This is a genomic window from Pseudomonas sp. G11 (genome assembly GCF_029457515.1).
Classification (GTDB): domain Bacteria; phylum Pseudomonadota; class Gammaproteobacteria; order Pseudomonadales; family Pseudomonadaceae; genus Aquipseudomonas; species Aquipseudomonas gorinensis.
Window position 1 is genome coordinate 1748485 of record NZ_CP120377.1, and the last position, 16804, is coordinate 1765288.

14 protein-coding genes are annotated in these 16804 nt (G+C 60.1%); 13 read left to right on the top strand and 1 reads right to left on the bottom strand.

Annotated features, from left to right (window positions below; all coding sequences use genetic code 11):
* The first annotated feature begins 57 nt into the window (after window positions 1-57).
* From fabZ to ispD, 12 genes are all read left to right on the top strand, one after another.
* Window positions 58-498: a 3-hydroxyacyl-ACP dehydratase FabZ gene (gene fabZ / locus P2T68_RS07920; protein ID WP_016976866.1), complete on the top strand. Its 441-nt coding sequence runs from the start codon at window positions 58-60 to the stop codon at window positions 496-498.
* On the top strand, window positions 495-1271 hold the full coding sequence (lpxA, locus tag P2T68_RS07925; RefSeq protein WP_024073833.1) for an acyl-ACP--UDP-N-acetylglucosamine O-acyltransferase: 777 nt from the start codon (window positions 495-497) through the stop codon (window positions 1269-1271). The genes fabZ and lpxA overlap by 4 nt, the downstream gene beginning before the upstream one ends.
* 2 nt (window positions 1272-1273) lie before the next feature.
* Window positions 1274-2413 (top strand): lipid-A-disaccharide synthase, encoded by a 1140-nt coding sequence (lpxB, locus tag P2T68_RS07930; RefSeq protein WP_277379220.1) that lies wholly within the window; start codon window positions 1274-1276, stop codon window positions 2411-2413.
* Window positions 2410-3042, top strand: coding sequence for a ribonuclease HII (gene rnhB / locus P2T68_RS07935; RefSeq protein ID WP_024073835.1), 633 nt, complete (start codon window positions 2410-2412; stop codon window positions 3040-3042). The genes lpxB and rnhB overlap by 4 nt, the downstream gene beginning before the upstream one ends.
* A gap of 77 nt (window positions 3043-3119) precedes the next feature.
* A complete protein-coding gene (gene dnaE / locus P2T68_RS07940; protein ID WP_069075391.1) occupies window positions 3120-6641 on the top strand; it encodes a DNA polymerase III subunit alpha in 3522 nt (1173 codons plus the stop codon).
* Window positions 6642-6789: 148 nt separating this feature from the next.
* Window positions 6790-7737, top strand: coding sequence for an acetyl-CoA carboxylase carboxyl transferase subunit alpha (gene accA, locus P2T68_RS07945; protein WP_024073837.1), 948 nt, complete (start codon window positions 6790-6792; stop codon window positions 7735-7737).
* Between the two features lie 164 nt (window positions 7738-7901).
* On the top strand, window positions 7902-9221 hold the full coding sequence (gene tilS / locus P2T68_RS07950; RefSeq protein ID WP_277379221.1) for a tRNA lysidine(34) synthetase TilS: 1320 nt from the start codon (window positions 7902-7904) through the stop codon (window positions 9219-9221).
* Between the two features lie 273 nt (window positions 9222-9494).
* Window positions 9495-11126 (top strand): CTP synthase, encoded by a 1632-nt coding sequence (locus tag P2T68_RS07955; RefSeq protein WP_024073839.1) that lies wholly within the window; start codon window positions 9495-9497, stop codon window positions 11124-11126.
* A 5-nt stretch (window positions 11127-11131) separates the two neighbouring features.
* Entirely contained in the window at window positions 11132-11977 is an 846-nt protein-coding gene (gene kdsA, locus P2T68_RS07960) for a 3-deoxy-8-phosphooctulonate synthase (RefSeq protein ID WP_024073840.1), read from the top strand.
* Between the two features lie 152 nt (window positions 11978-12129).
* Window positions 12130-13419 carry a phosphopyruvate hydratase gene (gene eno / locus P2T68_RS07965; protein WP_024073841.1) on the top strand — a complete coding sequence of 430 codons (1290 nt, stop codon included), beginning with the start codon at window positions 12130-12132 and terminating at the stop codon, window positions 13417-13419.
* A gap of 171 nt (window positions 13420-13590) precedes the next feature.
* On the top strand, window positions 13591-13869 hold the full coding sequence (gene ftsB / locus P2T68_RS07970) for a cell division protein FtsB (RefSeq protein WP_003172294.1): 279 nt from the start codon (window positions 13591-13593) through the stop codon (window positions 13867-13869).
* Window positions 13866-14576: a 2-C-methyl-D-erythritol 4-phosphate cytidylyltransferase gene (gene ispD / locus P2T68_RS07975; RefSeq protein ID WP_024073842.1), complete on the top strand. Its 711-nt coding sequence runs from the start codon at window positions 13866-13868 to the stop codon at window positions 14574-14576. The genes ftsB and ispD overlap by 4 nt, the downstream gene beginning before the upstream one ends.
* 103 nt (window positions 14577-14679) lie before the next feature.
* Here the strand turns inward: ispD and P2T68_RS07980 are convergent, their stop codons facing one another.
* Window positions 14680-15582, bottom strand: a complete 903-nt coding sequence (locus P2T68_RS07980; RefSeq protein WP_069075389.1) for a LysR substrate-binding domain-containing protein — start codon at window positions 15580-15582, stop codon at window positions 14680-14682.
* 109 nt (window positions 15583-15691) lie between these two features.
* Between P2T68_RS07980 and P2T68_RS07985 the strand changes: the two genes are divergently transcribed.
* Window positions 15692-16804, top strand: coding sequence for an S-(hydroxymethyl)glutathione dehydrogenase/class III alcohol dehydrogenase (locus tag P2T68_RS07985; RefSeq protein ID WP_017137160.1), 1113 nt, complete (start codon window positions 15692-15694; stop codon window positions 16802-16804).

Here is a 16804-nt window from a genome sequence, read left to right on the forward strand (position 1 = left end):
GCGGGGCGTGCGTTTAGTTCGCTCGCCCCCAATCTTTATTACAGGCTTCCCCCCGAAATGATGGACATCAACGAGATTCGCGAATACCTGCCTCACCGTTACCCGTTCCTGCTGGTGGACCGTGTAGTGGACCTGAACATTGAGGAAAAGCGCATTCGTGCCTACAAGAATGTCAGCATCAACGAACCATTCTTCAATGGTCACTTTCCCGCGCATCCGATCATGCCCGGCGTGTTGATCATCGAAGCAATGGCCCAGGCTGCCGGTATCCTTGGTTTTAAAATGCTCGACCTCAAGCCTGCCGACGGCACGCTTTACTATTTCGTGGGCTCCGACAAGTTGCGTTTCCGCAACCCCGTCACCCCGGGTGACCAGCTGATCCTGGAAGCCAAGTTCATCAGCTGCAAGCGCCAGATCTGGAAGTTCGAATGCCAGGCCTCGGTGGATGGCAAGCCGGTGTGCTCCGCAGAGATCATCTGTGCGGAACGCAAACTATGAGTTTGATTGACCCTCGCGCAATCATCGATCCGTCGGCCGTTCTGGCCGCCGACGTTGAGGTCGGCCCCTGGTCGATCATCGGCGCAGGTGTGGAAATCGGCGAGGGGACTGTCATCGGGCCGCACGTGATCCTCAAAGGTCCGACCCGCATTGGCAAACACAATCGCATCTACCAGTTCTCCTCGGTAGGCGAAGACACCCCGGACATGAAGTACAAAGGTGAAGAGACGCGCCTGGTAATCGGTGATCACAACATCATCCGTGAAGGCGTGACCATTCACCGTGGCACCGTGCAGGATCGTGCCGAAACCACGCTGGGTGATCACAACCTGGTCATGGCCTATGCCCACATCGGCCATGACAGCGTTATCGGCAACCACTGCATCCTGGTCAACAACACTGCGTTGGCGGGCCATGTGCATGTTGATGACTGGGCGATCCTGTCCGGCTTCACCCTGGTGCATCAGTACTGCCATATCGGCGCCCACAGCTTTTCCGGCATGGGCACTGCCATCGGCAAGGACGTCCCGGCATTCGTCACGGTCTTCGGCAACCCGGCCGAAGCCCGCAGCATGAACTTCGAAGGCATGCGCCGTCGTGGTTTCAGCGAGGAGGCGATCCACGCCCTGCGTCGCGCCTACAAGGTGGTTTACCGCCAGGGGTTGACGGTCGAACAGGCCTTGAATGAACTGACCGAGCCGGCTGCGTTATTCCCGGAAGTCGCGGTGTTCCGTGACTCGATCCAGGCGTCGACTCGCGGCATTACCCGCTGATCATGGCCAATCTGCGTATTGCGTTGGTCGCCGGAGAAGCTTCCGGCGACATCCTGGGTGCGGGCCTTATGCGGGCGTTGAAGGCCCGGCATCCGGCGGTGGAGTTCATCGGTGTGGGAGGCCCGCTGATGCAGGCCGAAGGGCTCACGTCATACTTCCCCATGGAGCGCCTGTCGGTCATGGGGCTGGTGGAAGTGCTGGGCCGTCTGCGCGAGCTGCTGGCTCGACGCAAGCTGTTGATTCAGACGCTGATCGAAGAAAAGCCTGACGTCTTTGTCGGTATCGATGCACCGGACTTCACCCTCAATATCGAACTCAAGCTGCGTCAGGCCGGGATCAAGACCGTGCATTACGTCAGTCCGTCGGTGTGGGCGTGGCGGCAGAAACGTGTACTGAAGATCCGTGAAGGCTGCGACCTGATGTTGACCTTGCTACCGTTCGAAGCCAGGTTCTACGAAGAGAAGGGCGTGCCGGTACGGTTTGTTGGCCACACGTTGGCCGATACCATCCCCCTGCAGGCAGATCGCGCCGCAGCGCGTGCCGAACTGGGCTTGGCCGACGGTCCGCTCGTTGCATTGATGCCCGGCAGTCGCGGTGGCGAAGTCGGTCGCCTGGCCAGTGTGTTTTTCGATGCGGCCGAGCGCCTTCAGGCGCTGAAGCCTGGCATACGCTTCGTATTGCCGTGTGCCAGCCCGCAACGTCGTGCGCAGATCGAAACACTGCTGGAGGGGCGCAACCTGCCGCTGACGCTGCTTGACGGCCAGTCGCACCTGGCCCTTGCGGCGTGTGACGCGGTGCTGATTGCCTCGGGCACCGCGACCCTGGAAGCCTTGCTCTACAAGCGCCCGATGGTCGTGGCCTATCGCCTGGCGCCGCTGACCTATTGGATTCTCAAGCGCATGGTCAAGAGCCCCTATATCTCCTTGCCCAACCTCCTGGCCCAGCGCCTGTTGGTGCCGGAGTTGTTGCAGGACGATGCAACGCCCGAGGCGTTGGCACAAACGCTACTACCCTTGATCGACGGCGGCGAAGAGCAGACCCGTGGTTTCGATGACATCCACCGCACCCTGCGCCGTGATGCTTCGAACCAGGCGGCTGATGCCGTGCTGACCTTGATTGGCCAACAACAGGAAGCCTTATGAGCACGCAAATGGGCCTGGATTTCAGTCTGGTTGCCGAAGCCCATGCGCTGGTGGCTGGCGTTGATGAAGTCGGGCGTGGCCCGCTGTGTGGCGCGGTGGTCACCGCGGCGGTGATCCTTGATCCGAGTCGCCCGATCCTGGGTCTCAACGATTCGAAAAAGCTCACCGAAGCGCGCCGTGAAAAACTCTACGACGAGATCTGTGAAAAAGCCTTGAGCTGGCATATTGCCCGGGCCGAAGTCGAAGAGATCGACGAACTGAATATCCTCCACGCCACCATGCTGGCCATGCAGCGCGCTGTCGAGGGCCTGCATATCACGCCCAAACTGGCGATGATCGACGGCAACCGCTGCCCGAAACTGGCGATGCCTGCCGAAGCGGTGGTCAAGGGGGATAGCAAGGTGCCGGCGATTGCCGCAGCTTCGATCCTGGCCAAGGTCAGCCGCGACCGTGAAATGGCCGCGTTCGAATTGATCTACCCCGGTTATGGCATCGGTGGTCATAAAGGCTACCCGACCCCCGTTCATCTGGAAGCCCTGGCTCGCCTCGGTCCCACCCCGATCCACCGGCGCTCGTTCGCCCCGGTGCGCCAGGCCTACGAGCTGCGCGAGAGCCCCAGCGAGGTTTAGTCGCGAGGCTGATGTTTTTGCCCAGGCCCGGTACAATCCCGGGCCTTGTTGTTTCTAAGTTTCTGGACAGGATCACTATGCCGGCTTCATTCGTTCACCTGCGCCTGCACACTGAATACTCCCTGGTCGACGGCCTGGTACGGATCAAACCCTTGGTCAAAACCCTGGTGGGCATGAATATGCCCGCGGTGGCGGTTACCGATCAGAACAACATGTGCTCCCTGGTCAAGTTCTACAAGAACGCCATGGGCGCTGGTATCAAGCCGATCTGCGGCGCCGACCTGTGGCTGTCCAACAAAGACCCGGATAACCCCCTGAGCCGCATCAGCCTGTTGGCGATGAATGGCGTGGGTTATCGCAACCTCACCGAATTGATCTCCCGCGGCTTTATCGACGGTCAGCGCAACGGCTCGATCATCATCGAGCGTGAGTGGGTAGCCGAAGCCAGCGAGGGCTTGATCATGCTCTCGGCGGCCAAAGAGGGCGAAATCGGTATCGCGCTGCTTGGCGGCAACCCGCAGGAAGCTGAAGTGTTGGCCCGCGAGTGGATGGCTGTCTTCCCCGACCGTTTCTACCTGGAAGTCCAGCGTACCAACCGTCCCAACGATGAAGAGCATCTGCACGCCGCCGTGGCGCTGGCCGACAAGTTGGGTGCACCGTTGGTGGCGACCAACGATGTGCGCTTTATCAAGAAGGAAGATTTCGAAGCCCACGAAACCCGTGTGTGCATCGGTGAAGGCCGGGCCCTGGATGACCCGCGTCGCTCGAAGAACTACAGCGAAGAGCAGTACCTCAAGAGCGCCGAGGAAATGGCCGAGCTGTTCAGCGACCTGCCCGAGGCCCTGGAAAACTCCGTCGAGATTGCCAAGCGCTGCAATATCGAGGTGAAGCTGGGCAAGCACTTCCTGCCCAACTTCCCGATTCCCGATGGCATGACCATCGACGAATACTTCCGCAAAGTCTCGTTCGATGGGCTTGAGGAGCGGCTCTCGGTCCTGTTGCCCAAGGACACCACCGAAGATTACGAAGCCAAGCGCCAGGTCTACGTCGACCGCCTGAATTTCGAGCTGGATATCATCATCCAGATGGGGTTCCCCGGTTACTTCCTGATCGTGATGGACTTTATCCAGTGGGCCAAGAACAACGGCGTGCCGGTAGGTCCGGGCCGGGGGTCAGGTGCCGGCTCGCTGGTGGCCTATGTGCAGAAGATCACCGACCTCGATCCGTTGGAGTATGACCTGCTGTTCGAGCGGTTCCTCAACCCGGAACGGGTCTCCATGCCCGACTTCGACGTCGACTTCTGCATGGACGGTCGCGACCGTGTGATCGAGTACGTGGCCGAAAAATACGGCCGCAACGCGGTCAGCCAGATCATCACCTTCGGTTCGATGGCCGCCAAGGCGGTAATCCGCGACGTTGCGCGGGTACAGGGCAAGTCCTACGGCCTGGCGGATCGCCTGTCCAAGATGATCCCGTTCGAAGTCGGCATGACCCTGGAAAAAGCCTACGAACAGGAAGAAATCCTGCGCGACTTCATCAAGGTCGATGAAGAGGCTGCCGAAATCTGGGAAATGGCGCGCAAGCTCGAAGGCGTCGTCCGTAACGTCGGTAAGCACGCCGGTGGTGTGGTGATCGCACCGACCAAGCTGACCGACTTTTCGCCGATCTATTGCGATGAAGAAGGCGGCGGCCTGGTCACCCAGTTCGACAAGGACGACGTCGAGGCTGCCGGCCTGGTGAAGTTCGACTTCCTCGGCCTGCGAACCCTGACGATCATCGACTGGGCGCTCAAGACCATCAACCGTGACCGTGCCAAGGTCGGTGAAGAACCGCTGGATATCGCGTTTATCCCGCTGGACGACAAACCGACCTATTCACTGCTGCAAAAAGCCGAAACCACGGCGGTATTCCAGCTGGAATCCCGTGGCATGAAGGAGCTGATCAAAAAGCTCAAGCCCGACTGCCTGGAAGACTTGATCGCACTGGTCGCCCTGTTCCGTCCGGGCCCGCTGCAATCGGGCATGGTGGACGACTTCATCAACCGTAAGCACGGTCGCGCCGAACTGGCCTACCCGCACTCCGACTACCAGTACGAAGGCCTCAAGCCGGTATTGGCGCCGACGTACGGCATCATCCTGTATCAGGAACAGGTGATGCAGATCGCCCAGGTGATGGCTGGCTACACCCTGGGTGGTGCGGACATGCTGCGTCGCGCCATGGGTAAGAAAAAACCCGAGGAAATGGCCAAGCAGCGCGGTGGTTTCATTGAAGGTTGCGCCACCAACAATATCGACGCGGACCTGGCCGGTAACATCTTCGACCTGGTGGAAAAATTCGCCGGTTACGGTTTTAACAAATCCCACTCCGCCGCCTACGGCCTGGTCTCATACCAGACCGCCTGGCTGAAAGCCCACTACCCGGCGCCCTTCATGGCGGCGGTACTCTCGGCGGATATGCACAACACCGACAAGGTCGTGACCTTGATCGAGGAAGTGCGCACCATGAAGCTGCGTCTCGACGCGCCGGACGTGAACGCCTCGGAGTTCAAGTTCACGGTCAACGACGAGGGCCGTATCATCTATGGCCTGGGCGCGATCAAGGGCGTCGGCGAAGGCCCGGTGGAAGCCATTACCGAAGCGCGCCAAGACGGCCCGTTCAAGGACCTGTTCGACTTCTGTGCCCGGGTCGACCTCAAGCGCATCAATAAACGTACCCTCGATGGCTTGATCCGCAGCGGCGCACTCGACCGTCTTGGCCCGTACTTCCATGATGAGCCGAAGGCCTACCAGGCCAATATCGACCGTAACCGCGCGGTGCTGTTGACCGCCATGGAAGAAGCGATCAAGGCCGCCGAGCAGACCGCCCGTACCCACGACAGCGGCCACGCCGACCTGTTTGGCGGGCTGTTCGTCGAAGAAGACGCGGATGTCTATGCCAACCATCGCAAGGCCAAGGAGCTGACCCTCAAGGAGCGCCTCAAGGGTGAAAAAGACACCCTGGGCCTGTACTTGACCGGTCACCCGATTGACGAATACGAAGGTGAAATCCGTCGTTTCGCCCGTCAGCGCATCATCGACCTGAAACCGGCGCGCGACACCCAGACCGTCGCCGGCATGATCATCGCGCTGCGCGTGATGAAAAATAAAAAGGGCGACAAGATGGGCTTTATCACCCTCGACGACCGCTCGGGCCGGATCGAAGCATCGCTGTTTGCCGATGCCTTCCACTCCGCCCAGTCGCTGTTGCAGACCGACGCCATGGTGGTGGTGGAAGGGGAGGTCAGCAACGATGACTTCTCCGGTGGCCTGCGCCTGCGGATCAAGCGGGTGATGAGCATGGAGGATGCGCGCACCAACCTGGCCGAAAGCCTGCGCCTGAAGGTGAAAACCGAGGCTCTCAAGGGCGATCAGCTACGCTGGTTGGGTGACCTGCTAAAACGTCACCGTGGCGCGTGCCCGGTGACCATGGAGTACACCGGTAACGACGCGAAGGCGATGTTGCAGTTCGGCGAGACCTGGCGAATTGATCCCGCCGATGGCTTGATTCAAGCTTTGCGTGACCAGTTTGGGCGAGACAACGTCTTCCTCCAATACCGTTGATGGCTCGGTAGATAGCCAGTTGCTGGCAATGAGCCTGATTGACGAAACATTTAATCTCGACCTAGACGCGCCTCTCCCTTAAGGTAGGGCGCGAATAGATAACCGGCTGGCCAGGCACCCCTTGGCCGTCGACCCAAGACGGACGCTTATGAACCCGAATTTTCTTGATTTCGAACAGCCGATCGCTGACCTGCAAGCCAAGATCGAAGAACTGCGCCTGGTCGGCAATGACAATTCGCTGAATATCGGCGATGAGATCGCTCGCCTGCAAGACAAGAGCAGCACGCTCACCGAAGACATCTTCGGCAAGCTGACCAGCTGGCAGATCGCGCGCCTGGCCCGCCACCCGCGCCGTCCCTACACCCTGGACTACATTCAGCACATCTTTACCGAATTCGACGAGCTGCATGGCGACCGCCACTTCTCCGACGACGCGGCCATCGTGGGCGGTATCGCCCGCCTGGACGGCCAGCCGGTGATGGTGATCGGTCACCAGAAAGGCCGTGAAGTGCGCGAGAAAGTACGTCGCAACTTCGGTATGCCGCGTCCGGAGGGCTACCGCAAGGCCTGCCGCCTGATGGAGATGGCTGAACGCTTCAAGATGCCGATCCTGACCTTCATCGACACCCCGGGTGCCTACCCGGGTATTGACGCTGAAGAGCGCAACCAGAGTGAAGCGATTGCCTGGAACCTGCGGGTCATGGCCCGCCTGAAAACCCCGATCATTGCCACTGTGATTGGTGAAGGCGGTTCCGGCGGTGCGCTGGCCATTGGTGTCTGCGATCAGCTGAACATGCTGCAATATTCGACCTACGCGGTGATCTCGCCAGAAGGTTGCGCGTCGATCCTGTGGAAAACCGCCGAGAAAGCGCCGGACGCCGCTGAAGCGATGGGCATTACCGCTGATCGCCTCAAGGGCCTGGGGATTGTCGACAAAGTGATCGCCGAGCCATTGGGCGGTGCTCACCGTGACCCAGTTGCCGCTGCCGCGACCATCCGCGCCGAGCTGGGCTCGCAACTGGCGATGCTCAAGAAGCTGGATAACGAAGCGCTGCTGGCCCGTCGTTACGAGCGTTTGATGAGCTACGGTCTCTAAGACCGCCGCAATACCAACATGTGGGAGGGGGCTTGCCCCCGATTGCAGAGTGTCAGTCAATGTAGCCAGTGACTGACTCACCGCTATCGGGGGGCAAGCCCTCTCCCACATTTGCTTTGTGTATGCTTGGCGAACGTATTCCAGATCAGAGGCGGTAACCTGTTATGAAACCGGCTCTGCCCGCCAGACTCTTGCAAACCCTGGCGCCCTGGCGCAACGCTCCGGCCTGGCATATCGCATTCTCCGGTGGCCTTGATTCCACTGTCCTGCTGCACCTTTTGGCCACCCTGGCAAAATCCGAAACATTGCCGCCCCTCAACGCTATCCATGTCCACCATGGCCTGCAGGCTGTCGCCGACGCCTGGCCAATTCATTGCCAGTCGGTGTGCGACAGCCTGGGCGTACCCTTGCGGGTCATGCGCGTGCAGGTGCAGTCCGGCGCCAGCCTTGAGCGTGCCGCCCGTGAGGCGCGTTACCAGGCGTTTACCGAGGTGACTGGGGTGGGGGAGGTGGTACTCACCGGCCAACATCGCGATGATCAAGCCGAAACGCTGCTGTTTCGCCTACTGCGCGGCGCGGGGGTGCGAGGGCTTGCCGCAATGCCTGCGCATCGCCCGTTGGCAGGTGGTTATCTGGTGCGGCCATTGTTGGATGTCTCGCGCGCCGAGTTGGAAGCCTATGCCAGTGATCATCAGCTCAAGTGGATTGACGATCCTTCCAACGCCGACCCACGCTTCTCTCGTAATTACCTGCGTCGCCGCGTGATCCCAACGCTGACCGAACGTTGGCCTCAAGCCGTCTCCAATCTGGCCCGCACGGCCGAACACCTCAGTGAAGCCCAGGCGTTGCTGGGCGAGTTGGCCTGCATGGATCTGCGAGCCGCCGATCAGCCTTCAGCGTTTCCTTGGCTGGTTTTGCCGTCATTGGACCTCGGCCCACTGCGCGAACTTTCCGATGCCCGCCAGCGCAATGCCCTGCGCCACTGGCTGACACCGCTGACGCGCTTGCCAGACAGCGACCACTGGGCAAGTTGGTTCTCTCTGCGAGATGCCAAGGCCGACGCTCAGCCCCTTTGGCGCCTGGCCGACGGTGAATTACACCGTTGCGGCGAGCGCATTTGGTGGCTGCCCTCCACTTGGTCGGATTTTTCCGACGCATCGGTGAGCTGGTCGCTGCCGCAAAACCCGCTGGTGTTACCCGGCAATGGGCGGCTGGAATTTATCGGCAAGGCTCCCGACGGTCCTCTGGAGGTCCGTTATCGCCGCGGCGGTGAAATGCTTGAGGTGCCGGGGCGTGGCCGGCGTGACTTGAAGCGTCTGCTTAACGAAAGCGGGCTGCCAGGCTTTGTCCGTGGCAGATTGCCGCTGCTGTACCAGGGCGAGCAATTGCTGGGTGTGCCCAGCCTCGCGGGGCTCTGGCCAGTACCGAGTGATAGCTGGCAATTGCACTGGATGCCACAGACCTGCGATCAAGGTTTGAGCTGATAGAGCCTTTCCGGTAGACTACGCTCCCTTCTTGATACAACTTCTGTGGATTCGCCTGAATCGCAGCAGTTGCCGATTACCAAGCAGTCTTTGCTGGGCGATTCCAAAAAATGTGTAGCGATCAACGTACCGGTGTTTCATTGCTGGTCTGTCACCACGCGGCGGTTTTTTTGAAAGGTGCACTGTGATTAATGCAGGTGATCGGGGGCTTCGGCCTTCCTTCGCTTTCCCCGGCGGCTCGGACCGCTTTAACGCAGACTTCTAGGGTTTTTCATGACGCGCTACATATTCGTCACGGGCGGTGTTGTTTCTTCATTGGGGAAAGGCATTGCCTCCGCTTCATTGGCGGCCATCCTGGAGGCGCGGGGACTTAAGGTCACCATGCTCAAGCTGGACCCATACATCAACGTTGACCCGGGCACCATGAGCCCGTTCCAGCACGGTGAAGTGTTCGTCACCCACGACGGCGCCGAGACCGACCTGGACCTGGGCCACTACGAGCGGTTCATCCGCACGACCATGACCCAGAACAACAACTTCACCACCGGCCGTGTCTACGAACACGTGCTGCGCAAGGAGCGTCGTGGTGACTACCTGGGTGCAACCATCCAGGTGATCCCGCACATCACCGACGAAATCAAGCGCCGTATCATCAAGGGTGCGGGCGATGCCGACGTGGCGATGGTCGAGATCGGTGGCACCGTGGGTGACATCGAATCCCAACCGTTCCTCGAAGCCATCCGCCAGTTGCGTTTCGAGGTCGGCGCCAAGCGCGCGATGCTGATGCACCTGACCCTGGTGCCGTACATCGCCACCGCGGGCGAGACCAAAACCAAGCCAACCCAGCACTCGGTCAAGGAACTGCGTTCCATCGGCTTGCAGCCGGACGTGCTTGTGTGCCGCTCCGATCACCCGATCGATATCTCCTCGCGTCGCAAGATCGCGCAGTTCACCAACGTTGAAGAACGTGCGGTGATTGCCCTGGAAGACGCCGACACCATCTACAAGATCCCAGGCATCCTGCATTCCCAGGGCCTGGACGATTTTGTGGTCGAACGTTTCGGCCTGCAATGCAGCGGTGCTGACCTGTCCGAGTGGGAAGCCGTGGTCGACGCCAAGCTCAACCCTGAGCACGAAGTCACCATCGCCATGGTCGGCAAGTACATGGAGCTGCTGGACGCTTACAAGTCGCTGATCGAGGCGATGAGCCACGCCGGCATCAGCAACCGTACCAAGGTCAACCTGCGCTATATCGATTCTGAAGACATCGAGAACCAAGGCACCGCGCTGCTCGAAGGCGTTGATGCGATCCTCGTTCCCGGTGGTTTCGGCCTGCGTGGCGTGGAAGGCAAGATCACCGCCGTGCAGTACGCCCGTGAGAACAAGGTGCCGTACCTGGGGATCTGCCTGGGCATGCAGGTGGCCGTTATCGAGTTCGCCCGTAACGTGCTGGGCTGGAAGGACGCCAACTCCACTGAGTTCGATCACTCCAGCGGCCACCCGGTCGTGGGTCTGATCACCGAGTGGGAAGACGCCACCGGCGCCGTTGAAACCCGTACCGAAACCTCCGACCTGGGCGGCACCATGCGCCTTGGCGCACAGGACTGCCTGCTGGAAGCGGGTTCGTTGGTTCACGACTGCTACGGCAAGGATGTGATCGTCGAGCGTCACCGTCATCGCTACGAAGTGAACAACAACCTGCTGCCGCAGATCAAAGCCGCCGGCCTGAAAATCTCCGGTCGCTCGGGTGATGGCAAGCTGGTTGAAGTGGTCGAGGCGCCGGATCATCCGTGGTTCGTGGCCTGCCAGTTCCACCCTGAGTTCACCTCGACACCGCGCGACGGTCACCCGTTGTTCAGCGGTTTCGTCAAAGCAGCACTGACGCAACATCAGAAGAAGGCGTAAACCTGATGGCCCAGAAGATCATTCGCGTTGGCGATATCGAGATTGCCAACGACAAGCCCATGGTGCTGTTCGGCGGCATGAACGTGCTGGAAAGCCGCGACATGGCGATGCAGGTCTGTGAAGAGTACGTAAAGGTGACCCAGAAACTGGGTATCCCTTACGTGTTCAAGGCCAGCTTCGACAAGGCCAACCGCTCGTCCGTGACCTCCTATCGGGGCCCGGGCCTTGAAGAAGGCATGCGGATCTTCCAGGACATCAAGCAAGCCTTCGGCGTGCCGATCATCACCGACGTCCACGAGCCTGAACAGGCTGCCGTGGTCGCCGAGGTGTGTGACATCATCCAGTTGCCGGCCTTCCTGTCGCGCCAGACCGACCTCGTGGTCGCCATGGCCAGGACCGGCGCGGTGATCAATATCAAGAAAGCCCAGTTCCTCGCGCCTCAGGAGATGAAACACATCCTGAACAAGTGCGTGGAAGCGGGTAACGACCAGTTGATCCTCTGTGAGCGCGGTTCGAGCTTCGGCTACAACAACCTCGTGGTGGACATGCTCGGTTTCGGCATCATGAAACAGTTTGAATACCCGGTGTTCTTCGACGTGACCCATGCGCTGCAAATGCCAGGTGGCCGCGCCGATTCCGCGGGTGGGCGTCGTGCCCAGGTATTGGACCTGGCCAAGGCGGGCATCAGCCAGTCCCTGGCCGGGCTGTTCCTGGAAGCCCACCCGGACCCGGACAACGCCAAGTGCGACGGCCCCTGCGCCCTGCGCCTGGACAAGCTGGAGCCATTCCTGGCCCAACTCAAGCAGTTGGACGAACTGGTCAAGAGTTTTCCGACGGTAGAGACCGCGTAAGCGCCATTTCTCCGTGTAGGAGCCGAGCTTGCTCGCGATGAGGCCCGATAGGGCACTATTACTGGCAAGTTTGTTCCAAGTATTGCAATGTGCGCGACAAGTTAAATCGAGCGGTATAGAGCGTTTTCGTCAACTTTGGAGTGTTTACAACAATGGCAAAAATCGTCGACATCAAAGGTCGTGAAGTTCTCGACTCCCGTGGCAACCCCACCGTCGAAGCCGACGTGCTTCTCGATAACGGCATCATCGGCAGCGCCTGCGCGCCGTCCGGTGCTTCCACCGGTTCGCGCGAAGCGCTGGAACTACGTGATGGCGACAAGAGCCGTTACCTGGGCAAAGGTGTACTGAAAGCGGTAGCCAACATCAACGGCCCGATCCGTGACCTGTTGCTGGGCAAGGACCCGCTGGACCAGAAAGCCCTGGACCACGCGATGATCAAGCTCGACGGCACTGAAAACAAAGGCAGCCTGGGCGCCAACGCCATCCTCGCCGTGTCCCTGGCCGCTGCCAAGGCCGCCGCCCAGGACCAGGACCTGCCGTTGTACGCCCACATCGCCAACCTCAACGGTACTCCAGGCGTGTACTCCATGCCGGTGCCGATGATGAACATCATCAACGGCGGCGAGCACGCGGATAACAACGTTGATATCCAGGAATTCATGGTGCAGCCGGTTGGCGCCAAGACCTTCTCCGAAGGCCTGCGCATGGGCACCGAGATTTTCCATCACCTCAAGGCTGTACTGAAGGCCCGTGGCCTGAGCACGGCGGTGGGTGACGAAGGTGGTTTCGCACCGAACCTGGCGTCCAACGAAGATGCACTCAAAGTGATCTCCGAAGCCGTGGCCAACGCAGGCTACAAGCTGGGCACCGACGTGACCCTGGCCCTGGACTGCGCGGCCAGCGAGTTCTATGAAGACGGCAAGTACAACCTGTCCGGCGAAGGCCAGGTGTTCAACTCCGAAGGTTTCGCTGAATACCTGAAGGGCCTGACCCAGCGCTACCCGATCATCTCGATCGAAGACGGCCTGGACGAGTCCGACTGGGATGGCTGGAAAATCCTCACCGACAAGATCGGCGAGAAAATCCAGCTGGTGGGCGACGACCTGTTCGTGACCAACACCAAGATCCTGAAAGAAGGCATCGACAAGAAGATCGCCAACTCGATCCTGATCAAGTTCAACCAGATCGGCACCCTGACCGAAACCCTGGAAGCCATCCAGATGGCCAAGGCTGCGGGCTACACCGCCGTGATCTCCCACCGCTCCGGCGAAACCGAAGACTCGACCATTGCCGACCTGGCCGTGGGCACCTCGGCGGGCCAGATCAAGACCGGTTCCCTGTGCCGTTCCGACCGCGTGTCCAAGTACAACCAATTGCTGCGTATCGAAGAGCAACTGGCAGGTAAAGCCAAGTACAACGGTCGCGGTGAGTTTCGCGGCTGATCAGTAAATGGTAAAAAGTCGTCGGGTTGCGTCGGAAAGATCACGACAGTGTGAATTTCAACGCTAATCTGGTGGCTATCAAGCACAAGCCTGGTTCTTCCAGGCTTCGTGCTATCAGTTGCTGTAAAAGTTTTGCATGGCGGTCTTTTTTCACTGGATACCCGATATTCGATGCGCAGTCCCAATTGGTTGTTCCTCGTCTTGCTCTTGTTGCTGGCTGGCCTGCAGTACCGCCTATGGGTGGGTAATGGCAGCTTTGCGCAGGTAAAAGACCTGACCCAGCAAATTGCCGACCAGCACGCCGAAAATGAACGCCTGCTGGAGCGTAATCGCGTGCTCGATGCCGAAGTGCTTGAGCTGAAAAAAGGCACGGAGACCGTTGAAGAGCGGGCTCGTCATGAATTGGGCATGGTCAAGGAGGGCGAAACCCTCTACCAGCTGGCCCAATGAACAACCGCTTGCCGGCCTTCTGGGCCGTCATTCCTGCCGCGGGCGTCGGTGCCCGTATGGCCGCGGACCGTCCCAAGCAATATCTGCAATTGGGCGGGCGCACTATTCTCGAACACAGCCTTGGCTGTTTCCTCGACCACCCATCGCTCAAGGGCCTGGTGGTCAGTCTTGCTGTTGATGACCCTTATTGGCCCAACCTGGCGTGTGCCGCCGACCCGCGTATTCATCGCGCGGACGGTGGCTCTGAGCGCTCGGGTTCGGTACTCAATGCACTGCTGCACCTCAATGCCCTGGGTGCCAGCGATGACGATTGGGTACTGGTGCACGATGCCGCGCGGCCCAACCTGAGCCGTGATGATCTCGACAAACTGCTGGGCGAGCTCGCGGACGATCCGGTGGGTGGCTTACTCGCCGTGCCAGCCCGCGACACCCTCAAGCGCGTGGATAAGCATGGCCGTGTGGTGGAAACCGTCGACCGCAGCCTGATCTGGCAAGCCTATACGCCACAGATGTTCCGCCTGGGGGCCTTGCACCGTGCGTTGGCTGACAGCCTGGTCGCCGATGCGCTGATCACCGACGAAGCCTCGGCCATGGAATGGTCCGGCCAGGCGCCGCGCCTGATCGAAGGGCGCTCGGACAATATCAAGGTGACCCGGCCGGAAGACCTGGAGTGGCTGCGGTTGCGGTGGGTGAATCGTTCACTGTAGGAGCGAGCTTGCTCGCGAAAAACGTCAACGATAACGCAGGATGCCTGGATTAACGCGGCGCTCTCAGGATTTTCGCGAGCAAGCTCGCTCCTACAGGGTTTTGCTAAGCCTCTACGCTGTACTCCGGCCGCTCGGCCAGCCCCTCCTTCAAGAAATCCACCAGCTTCCTGACCTTCGGCGACAAATGCCGCTGCTGTGGATACAGCGCCCACACCGCCGTATTCGGCGGTTGATGCGCCTCCAGCAACGACACCAGCGCGCCGCTGTGCAGATGCTCCAGCACGTAATAATCCGGCAGTTGGCACAGCCCCGCCCCTTGCAGCGCCGCATCCAGCACTGCCTGGCCACTGTTGCAGCGCCAGTTGCCCTGCACGCGTTGGGAAAATTCCCGCCCATCCTGGGCCAGTTGCCAGATATCCGAGCTGCCAATCAGGCAGTTATGCCGACTCAATTCCGACAGGCTATGTGGCCGACCATACCGCGCTAGGTAAGACGGCGACGCGCACAGGTACATACGCCTCGGGGCCAGCCGGCTGGCGACCATGCGTGAGTCTTGCAGGCGTCCCAGGCGGATCGCCAGGTCAAGGCCTTCGTGCACCAGGTCCAGTTGCCGATTGCTCAATTCGATATCCACCCGCAGTTGCGGATAGAGCGCCATGAACCGTGTCACCAGCGGCACGATAAAGCGTTCGCCATAGGCCACGGCGCACGTCATGCGCAGCATGCCCTTGGGTTCGCTACCCAGGTCGCCGACCGCGCGCAGGGCTTCTTCGCGACCGTCCTGCAAGCGCTGGCAATGTTGCAGGAAGGTCTGGCCGGCTTCGGTCAGGGTGACCTTGCGCGTGCTGCGATACAGCAGCCGCGTTTGCAGGCGTTCTTCCAGGCGCGCCACTTGCCGGCTGATATGGGACGAGGACACCCCCAGTCGCTCGGCTGCCGCAGTGAATTGGCTGCATTCAGCGACGGCGACGAACTCATCGATGCCTTCCCAGCGGTTCTCCAGCATGGTGATTGTCCCTGTACAGCAATAAAGTTTTGCTTTCGCTTGGATTATTAATCAGCGGAGCATGTTTTACACTCACCGTCTAAGTTTTTAACTCCCAGGAGAAACCCGGATGATCAAGTCCCGTGCCGCCGTGGCCTTCGAAGCCAAGAAACCCCTTGAGATCGTTGAAGTGGATGTCGCCATGCCCAAGGCCGGCGAAGTGCTGTTGCGCGTGGTCGCGTCCGGCGTTTGCCATACCGATGCCTACACCCTGTCGGGGGCTGACCCTGAAGGCATTTTCCCGTCGATCCTGGGGCACGAAGGTGGCGCGGTGGTTGAAGCCATCGGCGAGGGCGTGACCTCGGTCGCGGTCGGCGATCACGTGATCCCGCTGTACACCCCGGAATGCGGCAAATGCAAATTCTGCCTCTCGGGCAAGACCAACCTGTGCCAGGCCATCCGTTCGACCCAGGGCAAGGGCCTGATGCCCGATGGCACCACGCGTTTTTCCTACAAGGGCCAGCCGATTTTCCACTACATGGGCACCTCGACCTTCTCGGAGTACACCGTGCTGCCGGAAATTTCCGTGGCCAAGATTCCTAAAGAAGCACCACTGGAAAAAGTTTGCCTGCTCGGTTGCGGCGTCACCACCGGCATTGGCGCGGTGATCAACACCGCCAAGGTCAAGCCGGGCGACACCGTGGCCATTTTCGGCCTGGGCGGTATTGGCCTGTCAGCGGTGATTGGTGCGGTAAAGGCCAAGGCCGGTCGCATCATTGCCATCGACATCAACCCCGCCAAATTCGAAATCGCCAAGCAATTGGGCGCCACCGACTGCATCAACCCGAAAGACTACGACCGCCCGATCCAGGACGTGATTGTCGATTTGACGGACGGTGGCGTGGACTTTTCCTTTGAGTGCATCGGCAACGTACAGCTGATGCGTGCCGCCCTTGAGTGCTGCCACAAAGGCTGGGGCGAGTCGGTGATCATCGGCGTGGCCGGCGCCGGCCAGGAAATTTCCACGCGTCCATTCCAACTGGTGACCGGGCGCGTCTGGCGCGGTTCGGCCTTCGGTGGCGTGCGCGGCCGGACGGAATTGCCAAGCTACGTGGAAATGGCGCAGACCGGCGAGATCCCGCTGGACACGTTCATCACCCATACCATGGGCCTGGAAGACATCAACAAAGCGTTTGACCTGATGCATGAAGGCAAGAGTATTCGTACCGTCATCCACTTCTGA